This window comes from Yersinia enterocolitica subsp. enterocolitica (genome assembly GCF_901472495.1).
In the GTDB taxonomy this organism is placed as follows: Bacteria; Pseudomonadota; Gammaproteobacteria; order Enterobacterales; family Enterobacteriaceae; genus Yersinia; species Yersinia enterocolitica.
In genome coordinates this window covers 2,512,596-2,532,243 of sequence record NZ_LR590469.1, presented here as the reverse complement: position 1 = coordinate 2,532,243, position 19,648 = coordinate 2,512,596, and the positions used below count along the sequence as shown (strand labels likewise).

Sequence of the window (19,648 nt, the reverse complement as noted above, 5' to 3'; positions counted from 1 at the left end):
ACCATGAAATACCGTTTTGTTGATGCATTGAATTCTTTTTTATCCACTGAAGGGCGCCAGGATTTAATTAACTCGCAGCTTGATTGTCATTCAACTATTCAGTTAGAGCTGAATGAATCACCGCCTATTAATGTCGACTTGTTAACCGACGATATTATTTTGTGGTGCAGCATTGCTGAATGTCAAATGGGGCATCTTGAAGCGCTGGGCCAAAATTTATTGAGCGAATTGCTGGAATACACCCCAGGTAATTTTCACATCGGGCAGCCCGCATTGAGTTTCAGGGAAAACACTCTGGTGCTTTCCGCAATCTTGCGTGAGCCAGCGTTGAATGACACTCAGTTGTTTGCTGACAGTCTAAATGAGTTTTATGAGCGTAGTCATCGATTCTCCACCCTGTTAGCTGGCTAATTTATGAATCTCTTTGATAGCTGTGCACACCCGTCGCGTATACATGGTTGCCTGCTAGAGGCCCCGCTGCATGGGGTCTTTATTGGCGAAATCTGTCTGATTGAGCGCGATTTATGTCAGCCGGAAGTGATTGCAAAAGCTCAGGTCGTGGGGTTTAAGGAGGGACAAACCATTCTGAGTTTGATTGGTCGAGCACAGGGGCTGACACGTGAAGTGGTTATCCGCCCCACTGGTCAGCCGTTTGTCTTTGAGATGGGAGAACATCTGGCGGGTAAAATTTACAACGCCGCAGGAGAGGAAGTGGGCGTGCTGAGCAATGCAACTGCATCATCAGAACCTCTATTCACCACTCTGTGTCGGGTTGATAATCCGCCGGTTAGTGTCAATTTGCGCCGACCGGTTACCACACCATTGGTGACGGGGGTCAGGGCAATTGATGGCTTGCTCACTTGTGGGCAGGGGCAGCGTATGGGGATTTTTGCGGCGGCCGGTAGCGGCAAAACCTCCCTGATGAGCATGATTATGAATCATGCGGTGGCGGATATTTGTGTTATTGCGCTAATTGGTGAGCGCGGTCGTGAGGTGACAGAATTCATTCATGAATTGCAGACCTCACCGCGTGCTGCGCAAACCATTCTGGTGTACGCCACGTCGGACAGTCCAGCGGTTGAGCGCTGTAATGCAGCTTTACTGGCAACGGCGATGGCGGAGTATTTTCGTGATCAGGGCAAAGATGTGTTGCTGTTTGTCGATTCGATGACGCGTTATGCCCGTGCTTTGCGCGATGTAGCATTGGCGGCGGGGGAACTTCCCGCGCGGCGCGGTTACCCAGCGTCGGTATTCGAGCAACTGCCACTGTTATTGGAACGGCCCGGTGCATTGCAGCATGGTTCTATTACGGCTTTTTATACCGTACTGCTGGAGAGCGAAGAGGAATCCGACCCGATTGGTGATGAAATTCGCTCGATAATCGATGGTCACATCTACCTTAGTGCACAACTCGCTGGGCGCGGTCACTACCCAGCAATTGATATCTTACACAGTATTAGTCGTGTGTTTTCGAAAGTGACTACACCGCAGCATCGTCAGGATGCGGCAAAAACGCGCGATATGCTCGGACGGCTGGCACAAATTCAGCTCTATCTTGATCTCGGGGAGTACCAGCGTGGTGAAAATACCGACAACGATCACGCGCTGGACAACAGAGATGTTATAGAGGGCTTTTTGCAGCAAGCAATGGAAGAACCCGGCGAGTTCTCCACCACGCTCAATCAGCTCCGTGAGCTGGCAAACTGATGGTAAAGAATCTGCTGAGCCTCACACAACGGCGACTGGAGCGAATCAAACAAGACCAGCAGATATTGCGGCGTTCGCTACAGACGCTACAACAGCAGCAGCATGATATCCACACGCGCATCCAAGTTTTGGAAACTCAAAGCAGCCTGTATGACCAGGCTGCGGAGTTGACCCGTGAAGCTTTCTTTGAACGCCAACGTCATAAAGCTGCTCTATTGGCGGAAATTGCGCGTCAGTTATATGACTTAGAAAACATCAAGGCGGAACTGATAACACTTGAGAAGAAGCAACGGCAGATGCAGCGCCAATTACGGGAAACCGACAATCGGTGCGAGAAATTCCAAACTTATCTGAAGCGCGAAAGGTGCAGAAGACGTTTAAATAGCGAACTGCAACAGCAATACGAAATTGAGGAATTATCCACATATGGTGGCGATAAAACAGGTAGCTCATAGCGCCCCGCCGGATATCCGCAAAGAGGAACCAGCCAATGTCTCCAGGCCGGTAACGCGGAACACCGATAATGGGCAGGCAGTGAAATCTTTTCAGCAGGAGGTGCAAAAAAAAATGACCGAGTTGCTGGCTAAGGCAAAGCAACGCAAGAAACAGGCAGAAGAGCAGTTAGCTCCCGCATTGGCTCCCCTGATGATGCCGATAAATAGCATGCCGTTAAGTAAACAGTTGGCGTTGCCGAATATGGCGCAGCAGCCCGAGTTGGTGTCGGTAAAAATGCAGGGTGCTTTGGCGCAGGGACATGAGACAGCAGAGCAACCGCAGGCTATGGAGAAAGTTGGTGCGAAACCAACTCCAGTGGTGGACAAGGTGAGTGGTGGAGTGACGGTAGAAACATTACTCAAACCAACAGCAACATTGACTCAGTTGAATGTTATCCCGAGGGATAACGGCGAACAGCCACTGCCCGGTCTGATTGCAGTCACCAGTGATAATTCTGAGATGCCAATGGTAGCCGTCCCTTCCGCTAAAAGAGAGGGGAATAAAGAAGAGATGTCTGACACCTCTGTTTCTCAGGATAGGTCAGATAGCTCTGGTTCAACAGTTAAGCAGCCAATTGTGGCGTCATTTGAGTCTTTGCGTGAAGCAACATCTTCTGTGCCGCTAGCGGAAAGTCAGGAAAACACGTTAGGGGATGATCAGACGCATTTGCCGACTACACAACAGTTGGCCGGGCAGCCATTGGCAACACAGCCCCCTGCGGTCACTCAGCCAGAAGAGATGAAAACCCCATCTAAGGCAGAAATGACAGCGTTGCCGGAGCCTGTCGCGACAGAAAGTGAACCGACAGCAGGGCGTCGAACCTTGAGTTACACCTTTACTCAGTGGACGAACAGCCCGATGGTGAAATTCGAATTGTCCAAAGCGGGCGAACTGACAGCGATGACCGACAGCGCGGAAGTTCAGTTGGCTTTACAGAATAACCACCATTTATTGGAGTCGGAGAATCCGCTGGATTTTCGCGATGAACGGCATGATGAAGAACGCCGTGGTCAGCAACAATCAGAGCAGGAGGATGAAAAATAATGATGCTCAATATCCGTCGACTCAGTACACGCCAGGTTGAGGTTACGCGCTGGCAACAGCGCTATCAGCCGGACAGAAGCGCCACCATTCCACAAGCTGGAGAGCGCTATTTCCGACTGAACCTGAGTAGTGTCACTGAAAAAATTTCGGCGTTGCTACCGGTTGAAGGCTGGTGTCGTTTCAACTGGCCTGAGCTGAACAGTTGCGCCTGGCAGGGGCTGGATAACCAGAGCCTGGCGGAAATTTTTACTCAAGAAAACAGTTCTCGTACTTTTTTTACTGGCGCATTCCGCATGGAAAGCCTTGAGGTTGTTGATGGTGCAGAGATAAGCCAGTCTTGGCTAACGATAGAAGAATCGGTGCTGGGGACGGTACTGATAGCCGCTCCTTTCAGCCAGCTTAAGCCCCTGCCTGCCGGGCAGGCGATAGGCAAAAATGTGACCCAGCAGGTTGACTGGGTATTGGGATACAGCCATATCAGCGCCGGGTTATTACAGTCATTGGCGTTACGCGATGTGCTCTGTATTCAGCAGTTGCAATTGCACTTAATAGTAACGGGTCGCCCGGTGGCCCGCTTTCAAAAACAGCAAGAGGGTGTGTTCGTGATAGAAGAAAATATTGATGATATGCAGGAAACTGAAGATACGGTGCCCACGTTGGATGAGGTGCTGCCTGAGTATCTACCGAGCCGCTTCGATGTTGCCAAACTGACAGTGAAGTTGACCTTTGTATTAGGACACAGCGAAATTCTACTGGAAGAGTTGGCGCATATCCAGCCGGGATCGGTGTATTCGCTGGGGGCAGATAAAGACAGAGAAGTGAAGGTTTACGCCAATAAGCAATTGGTGGCTGAAGGCGAGCTTATTTATATCGGTGATGGTGAAGAACTGGGTCTGGAGGTCACAAAGTTGGCGTGCCAGGGCAGCCTGGGGTCATAACAATGATGCCAACGTTACCTGGGGACATTCCCTTACTGGCGATTGTCGCATTTTCTTCACTATTGCCTTTTGTCATCGCGGCGGGAACGTGCTACCTGAAAATATCAATCGTGCTAATTATGGTGCGCAATGCGATGGGGGTACAACAGGTACCTTCCGGCCTGGCGCTCAACGGGATAGCGCTGCTGTTGTCACTGTTTGTGATGATGCCGGTGATTCAGGATGTGAATCACTATATGCGCACCGAAAAGGTGGATTTTAGCAATGTTGATTCGGTGGATAAATTTATAGATGGGGGGCTGGGTAGTTACACCGCTTATCTAAAGAAATACTCCGATCCGGAATTACTCAACTTTTTCGAGTCGTTGCAACAAGGGCGTAGTGAAGAGGAATCGATGGCTGAAGCTGATACTCGCGAGCCAGCGCTGTTTTCCCTGCTGCCTGCTTACGCGTTGAGTGAAATTAAATCAGCATTCGAAATTGGTTTTTATATCTATCTACCTTTTGTAGTAATAGACCTGATTATCTCCAGTATTTTACTTGCGTTGGGGATGATGATGATGAGCCCGGTTACCATTTCTGTTCCGGTAAAATTGATCTTGTTCGTGGCAATCGACGGTTGGGCGCTGATTTCCAAGGGGTTGATTATGCAATATATGGAGCTGGCACAGCATTAGCCAGGTAACTAACTTATGGAAAATATTATTTACGCCAGTAATAAAGCCATGCTGCTTATTGTGCTGCTATCGGCCATTCCGGTGATGGTGGCGACGGTGGTAGGTCTGTTGATTGGCTTGATTCAAACTGTGACCCAACTTCAGGAACAGACACTGCCTTTTGGTATCAAGTTACTCGCGGTATTTGGCTCACTGTTTATGATCTCTGGTTGGCTGTCTGACAAGGTAATGAACTACGCCACTGAAGTGCTGGCTATCGCATTATCGCCCGCAGGAGTGGGGTGATGGATCAGCAGGTGGTAGGTTTGTATGTGTCGCTCTATTCTACATTTCAGACCGGGTTGATGACGCTGGCATTGGCGTGGGCACGGATTGCGCCGGTGTTCTTCTTTTTGCCGTTTCTCAGTAGCAAGTTGCTTAACAGTGGCATGATCAAAAACTGTGTTGCCGTTTTTTTGGCCCTGGGGATGTGGCCTTTTTTCTCGACCTATGAACTTAATTGGGAAGAGACAAGCCTCGGTGAAATGATCCTTTATGAACTGGCTATCGGCTTGGTGCTGGCTTTTATCCTCAGTCTGCCGTTTCTTATCGCCAATATTATTGGTGAACTGATCGATAACCAGCGCGGGGCGACCATCAGCGATACTATCGACCCGGCTAATGGTGTGGAATCTTCAGAGATGTCGGTGTTAGTCAGCCATATAGTGGTCATGATTTTTCTGACACAGGGGGGGATGTATCAGTTGGCGCAGACCTTCGCCGAGAGTTACCGCCTGTTGCCCTTTGCTGCCGGATTCAGCCATTTTGATAGTCTGCCGCTGGGGCGTTGGCTTAACCAGTTAGTGGTACAGGCTATTGTGCTCGCGGCCCCTATTCTGGTGACTTTATTTATTACTGAGGTAGCGCTGGGGCTATATTCCCGCTTTTGCCCGCAGCTGAATGCTTTTTCTTTATCATTAACCATTAAGTCTGCAATTGCATTCATGGTATTTCTGCTCTATTTCCAGAATGAAGTTCCGACCATTCTGATTAATATGATTTCCTTGAGTCCGTTGCACGATATTTTTGGTGTAGCGCCGCAATAATAGCGGAGAGATATCATGGCTGAAAAAACAGAGAAGCCCACAGACAAAAAGATTCGTGACTCGGCGAAGAAAGGGCAAAGTTTTAAAAGTAAGGATATGGTCGCCGCCGTGGTACTGGTTGCAGGGGCGTTTGCAATTTCTGGTTTCTCCAGTTTGTATGGATTAGGTAGTTTGTTACAAAGAATTTTGCTTTCACCTTCCGATATAGGTGTTGAGGCATTGTTGGATAAACTTTACAGCTTATTTTTGCAAGCGGTTGTCCCGGTACTGCTGGCCTGTTTTTTACCGGGTGCAATTATTTCGTTATTACAGAGTCGTTTCCGTTTAGCGACCGAAGCAGTAAAAATTGACTTTTCTCACTTAAATCCTATTTCTGGATTTAAAAAGATCTTTGCTCTGCGCTCATTAAAAGAGTTGGTGAAAGCTTTTCTGTATTTGTTGGTATTTGCCACTTCGGCGGCGGTGTTTTTTATCTTTTGGCGACAAGAGATATTTATGCTCTATCGCACCACTATTAATGGGATGATTAGTCAGTGGGCGCATTTGTGTATTACGTTTATTATGGTTTTTCTGGCTGTGGCATTATTGATTTTGTTAATTGATACCTTGACTGAGTTTTTCCTGTTTATGAAGGATTTGAAAATGGAAAAGCAAGAGGTGAAAAAAGAATACAAAGATAATGATGGCGATCCACATATTAAGAGCGCTCGTAGAGGGTTGCATCAGGAAATATTGTCAGAAGAAGTGAAGTCAAATGTTCGTGGTTCAACATTTGTTATGGCGAACCCAACGCATATTGCGATGGTAATTTATTACAATGACGATATAGCACCGCTGCCGTATCTTATGATGAAAACTCGGGGATTACAGGCCAAAGCGGTGATTGCTTATGCCGAAAGTCAGGGTGTACCGGTAGTGAGGGATATTCCGGTAGCACGGCAGCTATGGCGGAATTATCGCAAAGACAGCTTTATTAATGACCAAGGGCTGGATGATGTGATGCACATCATTAACTGGCTGGTACGCGTTGAGCTGGTAAAAATGGGCATTGATGTGGATGCTGCCCTGGAGCAGTTAGAGGCGGATAATGCTGCCGACCCGCTAGCACAGGAAGAAACTAACGATAGCAAGCCAAATTAGCTCGCATCGCTTTTTATAAGAACTCATTGTTCCAACTATCTATGATGTAAACATTAGCGTTGCATCATATTTCTTACATTATTAATTAGGAGAGTATATGAACCAGAAACATGATGCGGCAGAAAATCAAACGGAAGATATGGATATTATTTTTGATGAACTTTGTCAGGCAATAATGGAGGGCGCCAGTTATAAAGATATTTATGGTGTCCCACAAAGTACCATGGACGGACTTTATGCTTACGCTTATGAATTTTATGAACAAGGTAAATTAAAAGAAGCCGAAACGTTCTTTCGCTTTCTAAGTATTTATGATTTTTATAATACTGATTATGTTATGGGGTTGGCAGCTGTTTATCAGCTAACCAAGCGTTATGAAAAAGCAGTGGAACTTTACTCTTTGGCTTTTGTTCTGGCAAAAGATGATTACCGTCCATTATTCCATGCTGGGCAGTGTAATTTAATGCTGAAAAAAAGTAGTGCTGCGTTGCATTGTTTTGAAAGTACCTTTAATGGGAGTGATGATTTGGAGTTGAAACAAAAATCCTCCGTTTATTTAACTGCATTAAAGAAAAATCTAACAGAAAGTGAACCAGCAGAAGGATAACTCTGATTTAATAAGGTAAATATATTATATGGTCGATATAAAAGCTGGTAGCGATCGAATTAATAATATTCTCACTTTTACTCAAGGTGCGAATTTTAACCAAATTCGAGACGATAGTACTAAAAATCTGTTTGATGTGTCTCTGGGGGATGCTGTTCAGGAACTGGCTTCAATGGAACAGGAGAAACATCACCGCGTTAAGGGTGCGCCGCGATTGGTCATGCCAAAAATGACGCTCGCACAGGCCAAATCCGAGGCTGCCGCTAACCAATCCTCGGCAGAAGAGGCCGCGGGGGCGAGTATCAGCGCCCGTCATGGAGCAAACTCAGAGGCGACCAGCCAGACTTCCGGCTTTAATGCCGCGGCATCGTTGATGGGGTCGTTGGCAACAGTACGTCAGATAGTGAGTGATAGCAGCCTGAGCTCATTACGTGGTCGTCTGCAAATGATTAACATCGAATCCTCTGTCCAGCGTGAGCGGGCAGAAAATTTGTTGTCGGCATTTGAAAATAGCACCAATGAGCTGCAGCAGAGCAGTAATGAAGTGACAAAGTGTCAGCTGGCCTGGCGGCAAAGTGTGACGACGGTAAAGGGGCTGACGGGGCAGCAGCTGGAGCTACAGAGTTCTCTCAATACCAATCAGCAGAAATTGACCACAACACAGCAGCAACTGGCTAAGACGACGGCTGAGCTAAAAGTGATTAGCCCACCGCAGGACCTCGCACAGTTGAAACAACATGAGTTGCTGACAGATAAAGTCTCTGGGCTAAGCATCAGGCTAAGTGCATTACAAGTGGAGCAACAGCAGCTATCCACTAACCTCACGAAGTTGAAAGGTACACTGAGCAAGGCCCAACTTAACAGCACGCAGCTTGAAAATGCTTATAAACAAGTGCTGAATCAAGCAACAGAAATAGCGATGTTGGCCGATCAGGACCGCATTGCAATCAATGAATTTATAGAATCCTCTGTCACTACGCCGAAGATAGATGGCGAACGTTGGGATAATTACATAGCGATACTGGCGCTGCTGACCGCGGAACTGAAGATGGCGATGGGTGAAGATGCCATTAAAGGTATGGAGAAGCAGCAGGAGGTGCTGGAAACCATCAGCGCAGCCTCGCGTAGAGATTCAGAGAAAAAAGCCAAAGAAGCGGAAGCGGCGCAACGTAAAGCTGATGAGGCGAGTAAAACTGCCTCTTGTACCAGTAAAATCTTTAGTTACATCATGTTAGCGGTATCAGTTGTGGCAACCATCGCCACTCTGGGCACTGCCGCGCCACTGACGCTGGCCATCGCTGCGGTTGGTATTGCCCTAACCGTGACTGATATCGTGCTGGAGGAGACTGGACAAGGCAGCTTGATGCAGATGCTGGCGGCGGAAATTTCAACCGGTATCAGCAATATGTTGATGACATTCGGTATGTCGGCAGAGAAAGCCAAAGAGATCGGCAACATTGTCGGCATGGTGTTGGCGGCCGTTGCTTTCCTCGCGATTTCGCTATTTTCGATGTCTTCGTTTTTCAAAAATGCCGGTCAGATGATCAGCAATTTAGCGAAAAACGGGTCTAAATTAGTGGGTAATCTGATGAAAAGCGCCGTAAAAGCGCTGCCAACCGATCTTCTCAATAGTATGGGCAAGGTGGGGACTAAGGCCACTAATCTTAGCAAATCGTTGGCGCAGATTGCCGACAAAACTGATGATGTTGCACACGTTGCTGATAAGGCTGCCAGTGTGGGGAAAACCGCCAGTGTGACTGCGCGCAAAATCGAAATGGGCATGAACGGTACCAATATGGTGCTTGGTGTGACTAATGCTGCTGTCAGCGGCGGGCTGAATTTACAGGTCGGCGCAAAGACCCGCGATATGAAAGAGATGATGGCAGGCATGATGCACAACAACGCTATGATGCAGTTCATTGAGGATTTGTTAAAGTCGCTAATCGCGTCGGTGGCTAAAAACTATGACCAGCTCAATGAGATGTTTGAAGGCATGCTAACTGCGTTAAATCAATCCGGCACTGCTAAAGCCAACATAATAAAAAGCAGTTTTGCTTAATTTCAGGAGAAACTATTTATGACCACTATTCAACAAGCCACGACTTTTACTGCCCCTAAGATTGACCCAAATTTTGCACAGTTGCTGACATCGGTTGGTGCCGAGCAAAATACGCCCAACAAGCTGGGCTTGCACGACCTTAAGTCAGCAAGCGCCGCCAGTGTCAACAATGCAACCGGAAAACCGCAACTGTCGACGCCTAAAACGACGGTTGATCATGCGCAGATGCTGATGCAGTTGCAGTCGTTAGAGGGCCTGGAAACACCGGAAAATACCGAGCTTCAAAATGATTTACGTATTGCGCTTACCACCAAGCCGGAGGGGTTCAGGCAAGCCCTGACTACAGTGTTACAACGGGAAGATGTTATCAGTGAAATGAGTGCTGGTGATCGAGTCCTGCTGGATGCACTGTTGGCCGATGATGCCGAGCAACGCAATCTGGCAGCAGCAGCTCAGTTGATGCTGGGTGGCTCTATATTGAAGGAGGCTAATGCTGTTCAGATGAGTCAGAAAGGCGAAGATTATAAGGTTGAATCTCCGAACTCGGCCAAACAGCACGAATTCATTGGCTTCCAGACCAATGAAACGATGCGCTTTATGTTCAGTATATTGCGTAAGGTATTGGCGGAGATCAATATCTCCGAGCGTCGTACTCATAGCATGCTGGCGGCTCTCAGTGCCGAGATGACCCAAATGGCGGCGGATTCAACTATCCGCGAAGGGAAAGAGATCTACCATAGCGCAGTTATCGGCTTTGCCACTGCGGTGATTATCACCGGTGTTGGCGTTGGGTTGCAGGCTGGAGGCTTATTTAAGCAAAGTCAAGCGGTTAAGAACCATCTGAAACCGTCCAACCAGCACAGTGCAGATGCTAAGCAGCTGACGCTCCAAATGAATCAGGTAGAGGCACCGGCCAAGGTCGCAATCAGTCGCACTGGCGCGGATGGGCAGAAGATGACGCAAACCACGGCACCGAACAAGGCAGAACAGGCGCAAATTAAGCAGCAGCAGCAGCAGAGAGTGGCGGAAGCAGAGGACGCAGCCGAACTTCATAAACAGAAATACAATCAGCAGACGGATAAATACCAAGCCATGGGCCGTATTGTTGACCAGGCAACGCGCATGTCCGATAACGCCGCTCAGGTGAGCAGTGCTTCTAATCAGCTGGCAGTAAAACAGGCTGAAGCGGACAAATCAATACAAACCAGCGTGGCAGATACGGCGCGTAGTGCTGCCAATGATACCGAGAAACAGATGGATCAGACCAAGCAGTTCCTGGAGGAAATTAAGAAAATTCTTAATTCCATAATGGAATCCACCACCCGGGCCAATCAGGCCATTGTTAAGGGTTAAAGAGAAAATATCAGTATGACAACAGCGATTATTTCACTACCTCAACATGCCCCGGAACTGATGTTGGGCGCGAAAGGGGCACTGGCTAACGGGCACAACGTGAGTGCGCAGCCGATGTTATTACAGAACATGGATCTATCCGCCCTGATGCAACCTCAGGATGATCCTTATGCTACCGGGCGGCAGATAGTGTCCAGCAATAGCCATTTGCTGCCACAGCCGGTGTTTGAGTCCTCTTCTACGGGGAGCTTTCATTCAGTTTCGGGGGATATGGATAAGGTTGTGGCGGATTCCCGCAGCCTGGTGCGCGGTTTGAAACGAAGTGACGACAGCTACAAGGCTGCAATGAGAAGTATATCCAATGCCACTGCAAAAGATGGAGAATGGCATGTAACCCATATAGAACCAATGAAAGATTTGATTAAGTCAATACATAGTGATTATCAGAAAAATTACGCTGCAATTAACAAAGGCGCCACTGAGTTTATGAAGGTGACGCATACTGCATTGGGGACAATAAGTAATCATATTGAGGCGGGGTCAGATGGCAAGATAAAATTTAACCTTTATGAATTTGCGAAATCCATGCATGAACAGTTGCAAAAATATGTTGTCTGCTCATTTCCGAAGCAGGATACTGAAAAGATGAAGGCATTTGCCAAGAACTGGCCGCCCAAAGACGCTAAAATAAACCCTATTTATACTTTTTCTGGCGGTGATAAAGAGCTTGCGTTCTGGGAGAAAAAGTTGGGAACTGGCTTTAAGGTGGAGTATAAGCAGGGCAGCGGCCGAATTGAAGTATATCCAGATTTAGCTCCCATCACAGAGATTTATAAATTGCTACAGGGTACAGAGGCCACATGGATGGGGTCTGACACCAATGCGCAAGCCTTCCAGAGCTTGCAAAGTGGCATCGATAGCCAGAAAAATGCGATTGATAATAGTGTAACGCAATTGCTGGAAAAATTTCGGCAGGACAATACCAGTTTTGAAACCCTGATCCAATTACTGACTAAATTGGTGGACGATTTACTTCGTTATAATATGGGCTATGTTCAATGAATAATATGTTCAATAAATAATATGCTCAATAAATAATGGCAGGTTTATTGCTTGCCACTCTTTCCAGCCACATGATACTAGCCGGTAATTAGACTATCGTCTGAAAATATTCAGAGTGCGCTAATACTACACTGCGCTGGGTATTTTTTGCCACCGTGCGCACTGTGGTATTACCCATTTTTTAAACTGTTTATATAAGGAAGATTAGTTATGCCTGATATCACGGCACCCAGGACTGTTACTACTCCCAGACCTTTAAATTTTGCTTCTCCCAAGTTTTCTTCAGGCAATGGGAGCGCTTTAGCGAGCAGTCTCACTGGGGTGACGTCTGCCCATGCCAAACCCTGCCCCATTTCCTCTAATGAGGGAGTAGATAGCCAACGTACTATCAGTTTCAGCTCAAACTCTGCTGATGGTACTACCCCCTTAGCAGACGTTAACACGGCGAAACATATCGCTTCCTTCCTCAAAGATTTGGGAAAGGATGCAAGTAATATCAATGCGTTAAAAAATCTTACTCAAGTAATAGATAGCTGTGGTGAGCGTGATCTTAAACACTATACATTGAATCACGGCACCAAAGCGGCGCTGGCATTATTTAGCATGTTACCGGCGGATAAGAAAGATACAAAACTGATGGGTGCCGCAAAGGAATTCTACAAAGCGATAGAGGGCTTGCCCAAGAATGCGCCGTCAGCAGTTGGCAAAATGAAAAATTTCATCGCTGCCATTGCTGACAAGATGGAATTAACGCAGAAAAACTCGCAAACAGGGCAAGATAACCTGCAGCAGTTTTGTTCTAACTATCTTCAGCAAAATGTCTATCCGGATATCATTGCCAAACTGGATGGAAAACTGTCAGCTGATGATCTGCAAACGCTGCGGGAAAATCCCAAAAATGTAGAAAGTCATCTTTATGAGGCTGAACATACAAAAACTAACAACATGATTACCGAGTTGCAGAAAGAATTTTCTGAGTTCAAAGGTATTGGTGATCAATCCATTAAAATATTTTCTTTAATCAAAGCGTTGGAACATAAAACGCAAATAATAGCAACGTTGACGTTAGCACCTGATGCTGCGGTTTCGTACAACCGATCGCCGCTTAATTCAGCACCGTTTATACCTGCACCTGACTATAATTTGAAGACTCCTCCGGTTAATAGCAATAATGCTGCGCAGCCCGGTAGTGTTATTAATAACATTAAAAATATTACTACTACTAATAATTATTATTATGGTACGCCAGCATCCATACCGAATAATATTTCGAATACGTCAGGCAGTGATGTTACCACTCAGCCTGAGGATAATAAGCCGCAAAGCGCGACTGCCACTCAAACAGCAGTTGATACGACAGATTCATCTGATAAAGAATCCGATAAAATTGATAACTCGGCACAACAGAAACCACTATTTGTCAGCAGTACGGCTCTTGAGCCTCCGGTAGTGAAGCAGGATGAACCTGCTAACTATATCACTACGCTGGATATTCAGGTGAATGCAGATGAAACATCGCCACCCGCGGACGGTCTGTATCGTGCGGTTTCTGCTAAAGTCGTGGCTGAGCGCCACCTTAATGCTCAGGGTTCTTTATTGGGTACCTCTGGACCAATACAATCCTCTATAACAGCAGCGCCTAAGGTAACTCTGACTCGCGGTGGTCAGGTTCGTGATCTTAGCCAAAAACAGAATGATGAGCGGGGCGGCTCGCAGCAAAAAAGCCCCTCTTCGGTCAATACTCAAGGTACTTCTTTTGCCGGGCTTGGGGAAAATACCTCTGAGCTGCTACTGGCAAAATCCTTTTTAGCTAACAAAGATGCAGCGGTGACACTGACTCAGAAAGGCGCGCAGACGCGCGATCTCAGCCAGCAATCGACTTACCGGCTGGGCGGTACACAACAAAAAGGCCCCTCTTCGCTAACTGCTCAGGGTAATCAATTTGTTGGGTTTGGCAAAAATGCCTCGGTACCAACACAATCTTGGTCTGGTAACAAAGATTCTAATGTGACACTGACTCAGAAAGGTGCGCAGACGCGCGATCTCAGCCAGAAAGAGGATTATCGCAAGAGTGACACGAATGTGGTTAACATCCTCCGTAGTCAGCTCAATAAACAACCCACAGAGATTGAGTGATGAAACCAGAAAACTCTCAGGAATGTTGGCTTAAGTCAGAGCTCACCCAGATTCGTGCCTACGCGGGCGCAACACAACATTGGGATATGCAATCGCGGCTGATTGTCGATCTCCATCTCGATTCTCTGGAAATGCTAGAGTTAGTGTCATCGGTGGAAAAACATACGGAGCAACCACTGCAAGACGAAATCTGGATGAAATGGTATCGGGTACAGGATGTACTGGATTATTTGGAAGAGATCACTCACTGATAGTGTGAATATTTTAAGGTATTTTTCATTGAGGCTGCCAGGGAAGGCAGCCTTGTTTATTTCTTATTTAACGGTTTTACCGATTGCCCCAGTTAATCCATGATATAAAATAACCTCATAATAAAATTTCGCTAATTCCTGTCATCATCTTATGATAAGAGCTATATCACTCTTAGTGGTTAAATTTTGTCATAAAAATAAGTTGTTACCCGAGAAATTGTTCTATTATCCAGAGCGCACCCTCTGATTTTTGATTGGGGGACTGTTCATTAAGGAGAACTTTATGTCTCACATGCCATTAATTAAGCTCCCCCACACGCATGGCGAAGGTTGCCTCTGTAATAGCCCTGCATTCATACGCATCAATACGGTATTTTCCCAGAAAGCAACGCAATCAGCCCCTATTACTGCGGCAACGGTTGCGGCGGCAGTACCGGGAGCAAAATCACAAAAAAGAGATGTTGCCGCCAATGCAGTGCGCGTGATGGCTTTTATTAATGTTCGTGTCTTTGATGGTGTTTCAGACCAACTACGAGACGGGCTGCGAGTATTAGTGGAAGGCAACCAAATAAAGTCGGTGGAGCCTGCGGATACACCGATTTCACCGGATGTGGAGCTAATTGATGGCGGTGGTGGCGTATTAATGCCGGGGCTGATTGATGCTCACTGGCACGCCATTATGGCTCGCCCATCGATGATGACCGCCATGACGGCAGATTTTAACTATATTCAGGCGCTGGCCATTGCTGAAGCTGATGCCACCTTAATGCGCGGTTTCACCACGGTACGTGATATGGGCGGGCCGGTTTTTGGCTTGAAACGCGCCATTGATGAACATGTCGCTATTGGCCCACGCATTTTCCCTTCGGGCGCATTTATCACTCAAACCGGTGGGCATGGTGATTTTCGCTTGCTGGGTGAATTGCCACATACCCCATCAGATCCCTTAAGTTACGCCGAGCGTGTGGGGATGACGGCGATTGCCGATGGTGCTGATCAGGTATTGCTGCGCGCCAGAGAACAACTCATGCGAGGTGCTTCGCAACTTAAATATATGGCCGGTGGGGGTGTCAGCTCGATGTATGACTCCATCGACGTGACGGAAGGTTCTGTCGCAGAAATCCAGGCCGCAGTTACCGCAGCTGAAAACTGGGGCACCTATGTGACCGTCCATGCTTACACCCCCCGTGCTGTTACTATGGCTATCAAAGGTGGGGTTAAGTGTATTGAACATGGCCAGTTGTTGGATGAGGACACTGTGCAGCTAATGGCCGAAAAAGGCATTTGGTGGAGCTTGCAACCTTTCCTTGATGATGAAGATGCGGTGCCAACGCCAAGCCCGGCATCACGAGCCAAGCAACTTGAAATGGTGGCTGGGACTGATACCGCCTATATGTTGGCGAAAAAATACAATATCAAGACCGCATGGGGCACTGACACGCTGTTTGATGCCCGACTGGCAACCCGGCAGGGGGCACAATTAGCCAAGCTGACGCGCTGGTATTCACCGCTTGAAATTCTCAAAATGGCGACCAGTGTTAATGCTGAACTTTGTGCTTTTTCTGGCCCGAGAAACCCTTATCCAGGAAAATTGGGTGTGGTGGAAAATGGTGCGCTGGCTGACCTGATTCTGGTTGATGGCAATCCTTTGGACGATATTCAACTCGTCGCCCAGCCAGATAAAGCATTTAGAGTCATTATGAAAGATGGGCAAATTTTCAAAAACACGCTGGGACGTGATCATTAGCGGTTTTTTATGATGACAAACCCTGACTTCTGTTAGGGTAGCGCCAGTTAATTGAGGTTGTTCAATGAATAATATGACTTCCCTTAGGAAGCAGCTGTGGTTTTTCTTTATGCTTTTAAGCGGTGCGAAACAGAAGCGATGGCGTGGGCCGTGGGTTCTGTTATCGGCTATCACCCTGAGTGGTTGCTCCGGTGCTGAGGCTCCCTCATTTTCGCTAGTGGGGTCCTATTTTCCTTCCTGGATGGCTTGCGCCTTTATCGGGATAATCACTGCGGTGATTGCTCGTGTTCTGTTTATTCGCGTTGGTATTGATGAGGTGCTGCCATGGCGGCTGTTGGTGTATGTCTGCCTGGCGCTTGCTGTGGCATTTATCTGTTCCCTACTACTGTTTACGCGATGAATGATGAATATGAATAAACTACAAGGGAGTGGGCATAAGCGGCGACTGGCACTCATTGTTGCTGGCGTTATTGTTGTTGCAGCAGTGATTTCAGGGTGGTTATCGGTGCGGCAGACCACATTGAATCCATTGTCTGAGGATGCGGAACTCGGGGCTAGCGTGGTGCATATTGCCAGCTCGGTTCCGGGCCGTATTATCTCCATTAATGTTGAGGAAAACAGCAAAGTCCGGCGTGGTGATTTGTTGTTTTCCATTGAGCCGGATCTCTACCGTTTGCAAGTCGAGCAAGCGCAGGCTGAGTTGAAAATGGCAGAAGCTGCGCGCGATACCCAGCAACGCACCGTGGTCGCAGAGCAATCCAATGCGGCAATTACCAATGAACAGATTGTTCGGGCGCAAGCCAATCTTAAATTAGCTACTCAGACGTTGGCTCGCTTACAACCGCTACTCCCCAAAGGCTATGTTACCGCCCAGCAGGTAGATGACGCAGCGACGGCGAAACATGATGCTGAAGTTAGCCTAAAACAGGCATTAAAACAGTCATTTGCCGCTGAGGCATTGGTCAGCAGCACCGCCGCTTCGGAAGCGCTGGTGGTGGCGCGCCGCGCGGCACTTGCTATTGCTGAACGGGAACTGGCGAATACGCAAATCCGCGCGCCTCATGATGGCCGGGTTGTCGGGTTGACTGTCTCTGCCGGGGAGTTTGTCGTCCCGGACCAAGCTATTTTCACACTTATTAATACCGAACACTGGCATGCTTCGGCATTTTTCCGCGAAACGGAGTTGAAGCATATCAAGGTGGGTGATTGCGCCACCGTCTATGTTATGGCGGACAGACAGCGTGCGATTCAGGGGCGCGTCGAGGGGATTGGCTGGGGCGTAAGCTCTGAAGATATGTTGAATATCCCACGTGGCCTGCCTTATGTGCCGAAGTCATTGAATTGGGTGCGTGTTGTTCAGCGTTTCCCTGTCAGAATTAGTCTGGAAAAACCGCCGGAGGACTTGATGCGAATCGGGGCGACTGCTGTGGTTATCGTGCGAAATGACGAGGGTTGCTGACGGTACGCTTGGCGGCATAATCCGTCAGGCAAAAGTTGATTTAGCCTATTTCCCTGGCAGGGTGGCTCAGGCGTGGCGTGTTGCTGCGCTCTGTGCATTGATGGCGATGATTGCCATGATATATGGCATTCCAGAATCCGCGATTAGCTGTTATCTCATTATTTTCGTGATGAAACCTGATGGCGTCGAGAGCATGGTGATGGCGGTTGCGATCACCATATTGGTGTCGCTGGTTGTCGGCTTGGTATTTCTACTTATCCACTTCACTCTAGAAGCCGCGCCACTGCGCATGGCTGCCTTGATTGTCAGTTCGTTTCTCTTTCTCTATCTCGGATCTGCCAGTAAGCTCGGCCCGGTCGGCAGTATTATTGCGCTGGTGATTGCTTTTGTCATGACGTTACTGAGCAATATCCCCATGGGGGAAGTGGCTACGCGGGGGCTGCTGTATGCCTGGCTAATGGCTGTTTCCCCAATGTTGCTGTTGATTGTTTTTAACCTTTTCTTTGGCCGGATGCCACAGCGCTTATTGCGCGACAGCCTATCTGAGCGATTATTGGCGGTGGCCGAGGCATTGCGTCAACCTGATGCTGCCACAATGGATAGGGTTAAGGAACTGCTGCAAGAAGGGCAAAATGAGCATCAGCAACGGGCGCTTTTTGTGCGTATTTTTCATCTGCGGCCATCGGCTGAAGCGGCCTGGCTTGAAAGTGCAGTAAAAAGCAGTTACCGGTTACTGTTGGCGACTTCGGCTTTACCTGCGACTTCAGCGGAGAATGCGCGCCTTGAGCTGGCGGCTTACTGTGGTGACGCGGCGCAGGCGATTGCTGCTGGCAATCTTGCGCTTACCCCTCACTTCACCATTGACGATCCCAGCGATGAAATCAATGAAATCAGAAACGCGCTGACAGCACTGGCAACTGCCAATATTGGGCAAGACCTGAATGCCCCGAAATCCACCTTCTTTGCCGCAGACGCCCTAACCAATCCTGTTCATCAGCAGTTCGCTCTGAAAACTACCGCTGCGGCGCTGATTTGTTATCTGATTTACACCGCGCTGGATTGGCAGGACATTCATACCGCCATGATCACTTGTTATGTTGCTGCATTGGGCACCACCGGTGAAACGGTGCATAAGCTAGTCTTGCGGATTATTGGTTGTTTGATCGGGGCATTGATGGGAGTGCTGTCGATTATCTTCATCATTCCCCACATGAACGATATCGGGCAATTGATGGCGTTGGTATTTGGTTGCATTCTCTTGGCCGCTTGGGTGTCATGTGGCAGTGAACGTATTGCTTATGCCGGTGTACAGGTTGGGCTGGCTTTCTTGCTGACGGTATTGCAAGGCTTCGGGCCGAGCACCGATCTGGGCGTAGCTCTGGATAGGGTGCTGGGTATTTTGCTGGGTAATCTGGTGGTGTATTTGATTTTCACCCGACTGTGGCCGGTGGCGATTGCAGATGCGGTGCACATTCATATCCGTAATGCATTGAAAGGGCTGACAAACCTGGCCACATTAGCGCCCGATGCCCGGCCTGCGGCACTCAGAGAGGCGACAACGGTCGAGGCGGAGATCACCAGCGCGCAAGAAGAGTTAGCGCTGATCCCCTTTGAACCAGCACAATTACGCCCCTCGCGAGAAGAGTGCGCGCGCTTACAGGCCATACTGGCAGAGATGGGTAAGTTGTGCCCGGTGCTGTTTCTACCGACGGAAAAGTCGGCCTCTGATGTGGCACAACTGCGTCGCCTCTCGACAGGTAGCGGTGCCGCGACATTATCGGATGAGCAAGGAGCGAATAGCGAATCATCACGGCAGGGAGCATCGCCGATTGATCTGACTATTCAACAACGTATAAAGTGGCTTGAGAAACTTCTGGGAATTGGATGA

General features: G+C 48.1%; 19 protein-coding genes. All 19 read left to right on the top strand.

The genetic code is table 11. From position 1 onward, the window contains the following. Window positions 1–3 precede the first annotated feature (3 nt). Window positions 4–411 carry an InvB/SpaK family type III secretion system chaperone gene (locus tag FGL26_RS12080; RefSeq protein ID WP_005173759.1) on the top strand — a complete coding sequence of 136 codons (408 nt, stop codon included), beginning with the start codon at window positions 4–6 and terminating at the stop codon, window positions 409–411. A gap of 3 nt (window positions 412–414) precedes the next feature. Further along, window positions 415–1,707, top strand: a complete 1,293-nt coding sequence (sctN, locus tag FGL26_RS12075; protein ID WP_005173750.1) for a type III secretion system ATPase SctN — start codon at window positions 415–417, stop codon at window positions 1,705–1,707. Then, on the top strand, window positions 1,707–2,162 hold the full coding sequence (locus tag FGL26_RS12070) for a hypothetical protein (RefSeq protein WP_005173749.1): 456 nt from the start codon (window positions 1,707–1,709) through the stop codon (window positions 2,160–2,162). The genes sctN and FGL26_RS12070 overlap by 1 nt, the downstream gene beginning before the upstream one ends. Then, window positions 2,134–3,246, top strand: coding sequence for a SpaN/EivJ family type III secretion system needle length determinant (locus FGL26_RS12065; protein ID WP_005173748.1), 1,113 nt, complete (start codon window positions 2,134–2,136; stop codon window positions 3,244–3,246). The genes FGL26_RS12070 and FGL26_RS12065 overlap by 29 nt, the downstream gene beginning before the upstream one ends. Next, entirely contained in the window at window positions 3,246–4,184 is a 939-nt protein-coding gene (locus FGL26_RS12060; protein WP_005173744.1) for a FliM/FliN family flagellar motor switch protein, read from the top strand. The genes FGL26_RS12065 and FGL26_RS12060 overlap by 1 nt, the downstream gene beginning before the upstream one ends. A gap of 5 nt (window positions 4,185–4,189) precedes the next feature. Next, window positions 4,190–4,861, top strand: coding sequence for an EscR/YscR/HrcR family type III secretion system export apparatus protein (locus FGL26_RS12055; protein ID WP_032903070.1), 672 nt, complete (start codon window positions 4,190–4,192; stop codon window positions 4,859–4,861). A 15-nt stretch (window positions 4,862–4,876) separates the two neighbouring features. Then, a complete protein-coding gene (gene sctS / locus FGL26_RS12050; protein ID WP_005173738.1) occupies window positions 4,877–5,146 on the top strand; it encodes a type III secretion system export apparatus subunit SctS in 270 nt (89 codons plus the stop codon). Further along, on the top strand, window positions 5,146–5,946 hold the full coding sequence (sctT, locus tag FGL26_RS12045; RefSeq protein ID WP_005173735.1) for a type III secretion system export apparatus subunit SctT: 801 nt from the start codon (window positions 5,146–5,148) through the stop codon (window positions 5,944–5,946). The genes sctS and sctT overlap by 1 nt, the downstream gene beginning before the upstream one ends. Before the next feature lie 15 nt (window positions 5,947–5,961). Further along, window positions 5,962–7,086, top strand: a complete 1,125-nt coding sequence (locus FGL26_RS12040; protein WP_005173731.1) for an EscU/YscU/HrcU family type III secretion system export apparatus switch protein — start codon at window positions 5,962–5,964, stop codon at window positions 7,084–7,086. Between the two features lie 97 nt (window positions 7,087–7,183). Beyond that, the gene (sicA, locus tag FGL26_RS12035; protein WP_005173716.1) at window positions 7,184–7,693 is read left to right on the top strand and encodes a type III secretion system translocator chaperone SicA; all 510 of its coding nucleotides are present in this window, start codon (window positions 7,184–7,186) and stop codon (window positions 7,691–7,693) included. Between the two features lie 28 nt (window positions 7,694–7,721). Then, window positions 7,722–9,752 (top strand): type III secretion system translocon subunit SseC family protein, encoded by a 2,031-nt coding sequence (sctE, locus tag FGL26_RS12030; RefSeq protein WP_005173711.1) that lies wholly within the window; start codon window positions 7,722–7,724, stop codon window positions 9,750–9,752. A gap of 18 nt (window positions 9,753–9,770) precedes the next feature. After that, a complete protein-coding gene (locus tag FGL26_RS12025) occupies window positions 9,771–11,105 on the top strand; it encodes an IpaC/SipC family type III secretion system effector (protein WP_005173705.1) in 1,335 nt (444 codons plus the stop codon). Window positions 11,106–11,120: 15 nt separating this feature from the next. Then, the gene (locus tag FGL26_RS12020) at window positions 11,121–12,167 is read left to right on the top strand and encodes an IpaD/SipD/SspD family type III secretion system needle tip protein (protein ID WP_005173702.1); all 1,047 of its coding nucleotides are present in this window, start codon (window positions 11,121–11,123) and stop codon (window positions 12,165–12,167) included. Window positions 12,168–12,488: 321 nt separating this feature from the next. Beyond that, window positions 12,489–14,303, top strand: a complete 1,815-nt coding sequence (locus tag FGL26_RS12015; RefSeq protein WP_162268503.1) for a hypothetical protein — start codon at window positions 12,489–12,491, stop codon at window positions 14,301–14,303. Next, on the top strand, window positions 14,303–14,554 hold the full coding sequence (locus FGL26_RS12010; protein ID WP_005173697.1) for an acyl carrier protein: 252 nt from the start codon (window positions 14,303–14,305) through the stop codon (window positions 14,552–14,554). Before FGL26_RS12015 ends, FGL26_RS12010 begins: the two co-directional genes overlap by 1 nt. Before the next feature lie 283 nt (window positions 14,555–14,837). Then, a complete protein-coding gene (locus FGL26_RS12005) occupies window positions 14,838–16,301 on the top strand; it encodes a metal-dependent hydrolase family protein (RefSeq protein WP_032912829.1) in 1,464 nt (487 codons plus the stop codon). 64 nt (window positions 16,302–16,365) lie between these two features. Continuing rightward, complete coding sequence (locus FGL26_RS12000) at window positions 16,366–16,701, top strand: YtcA family lipoprotein (RefSeq protein WP_172667451.1); 336 nt, start codon at window positions 16,366–16,368, stop codon at window positions 16,699–16,701. A gap of 9 nt (window positions 16,702–16,710) precedes the next feature. Next, window positions 16,711–17,760 carry a multidrug transporter subunit MdtN gene (mdtN, locus tag FGL26_RS11995; RefSeq protein WP_005173686.1) on the top strand — a complete coding sequence of 350 codons (1,050 nt, stop codon included), beginning with the start codon at window positions 16,711–16,713 and terminating at the stop codon, window positions 17,758–17,760. After that, window positions 17,744–19,648, top strand: coding sequence for an FUSC family protein (locus tag FGL26_RS11990; RefSeq protein ID WP_032912826.1), 1,905 nt, complete (start codon window positions 17,744–17,746; stop codon window positions 19,646–19,648). The genes mdtN and FGL26_RS11990 overlap by 17 nt, the downstream gene beginning before the upstream one ends.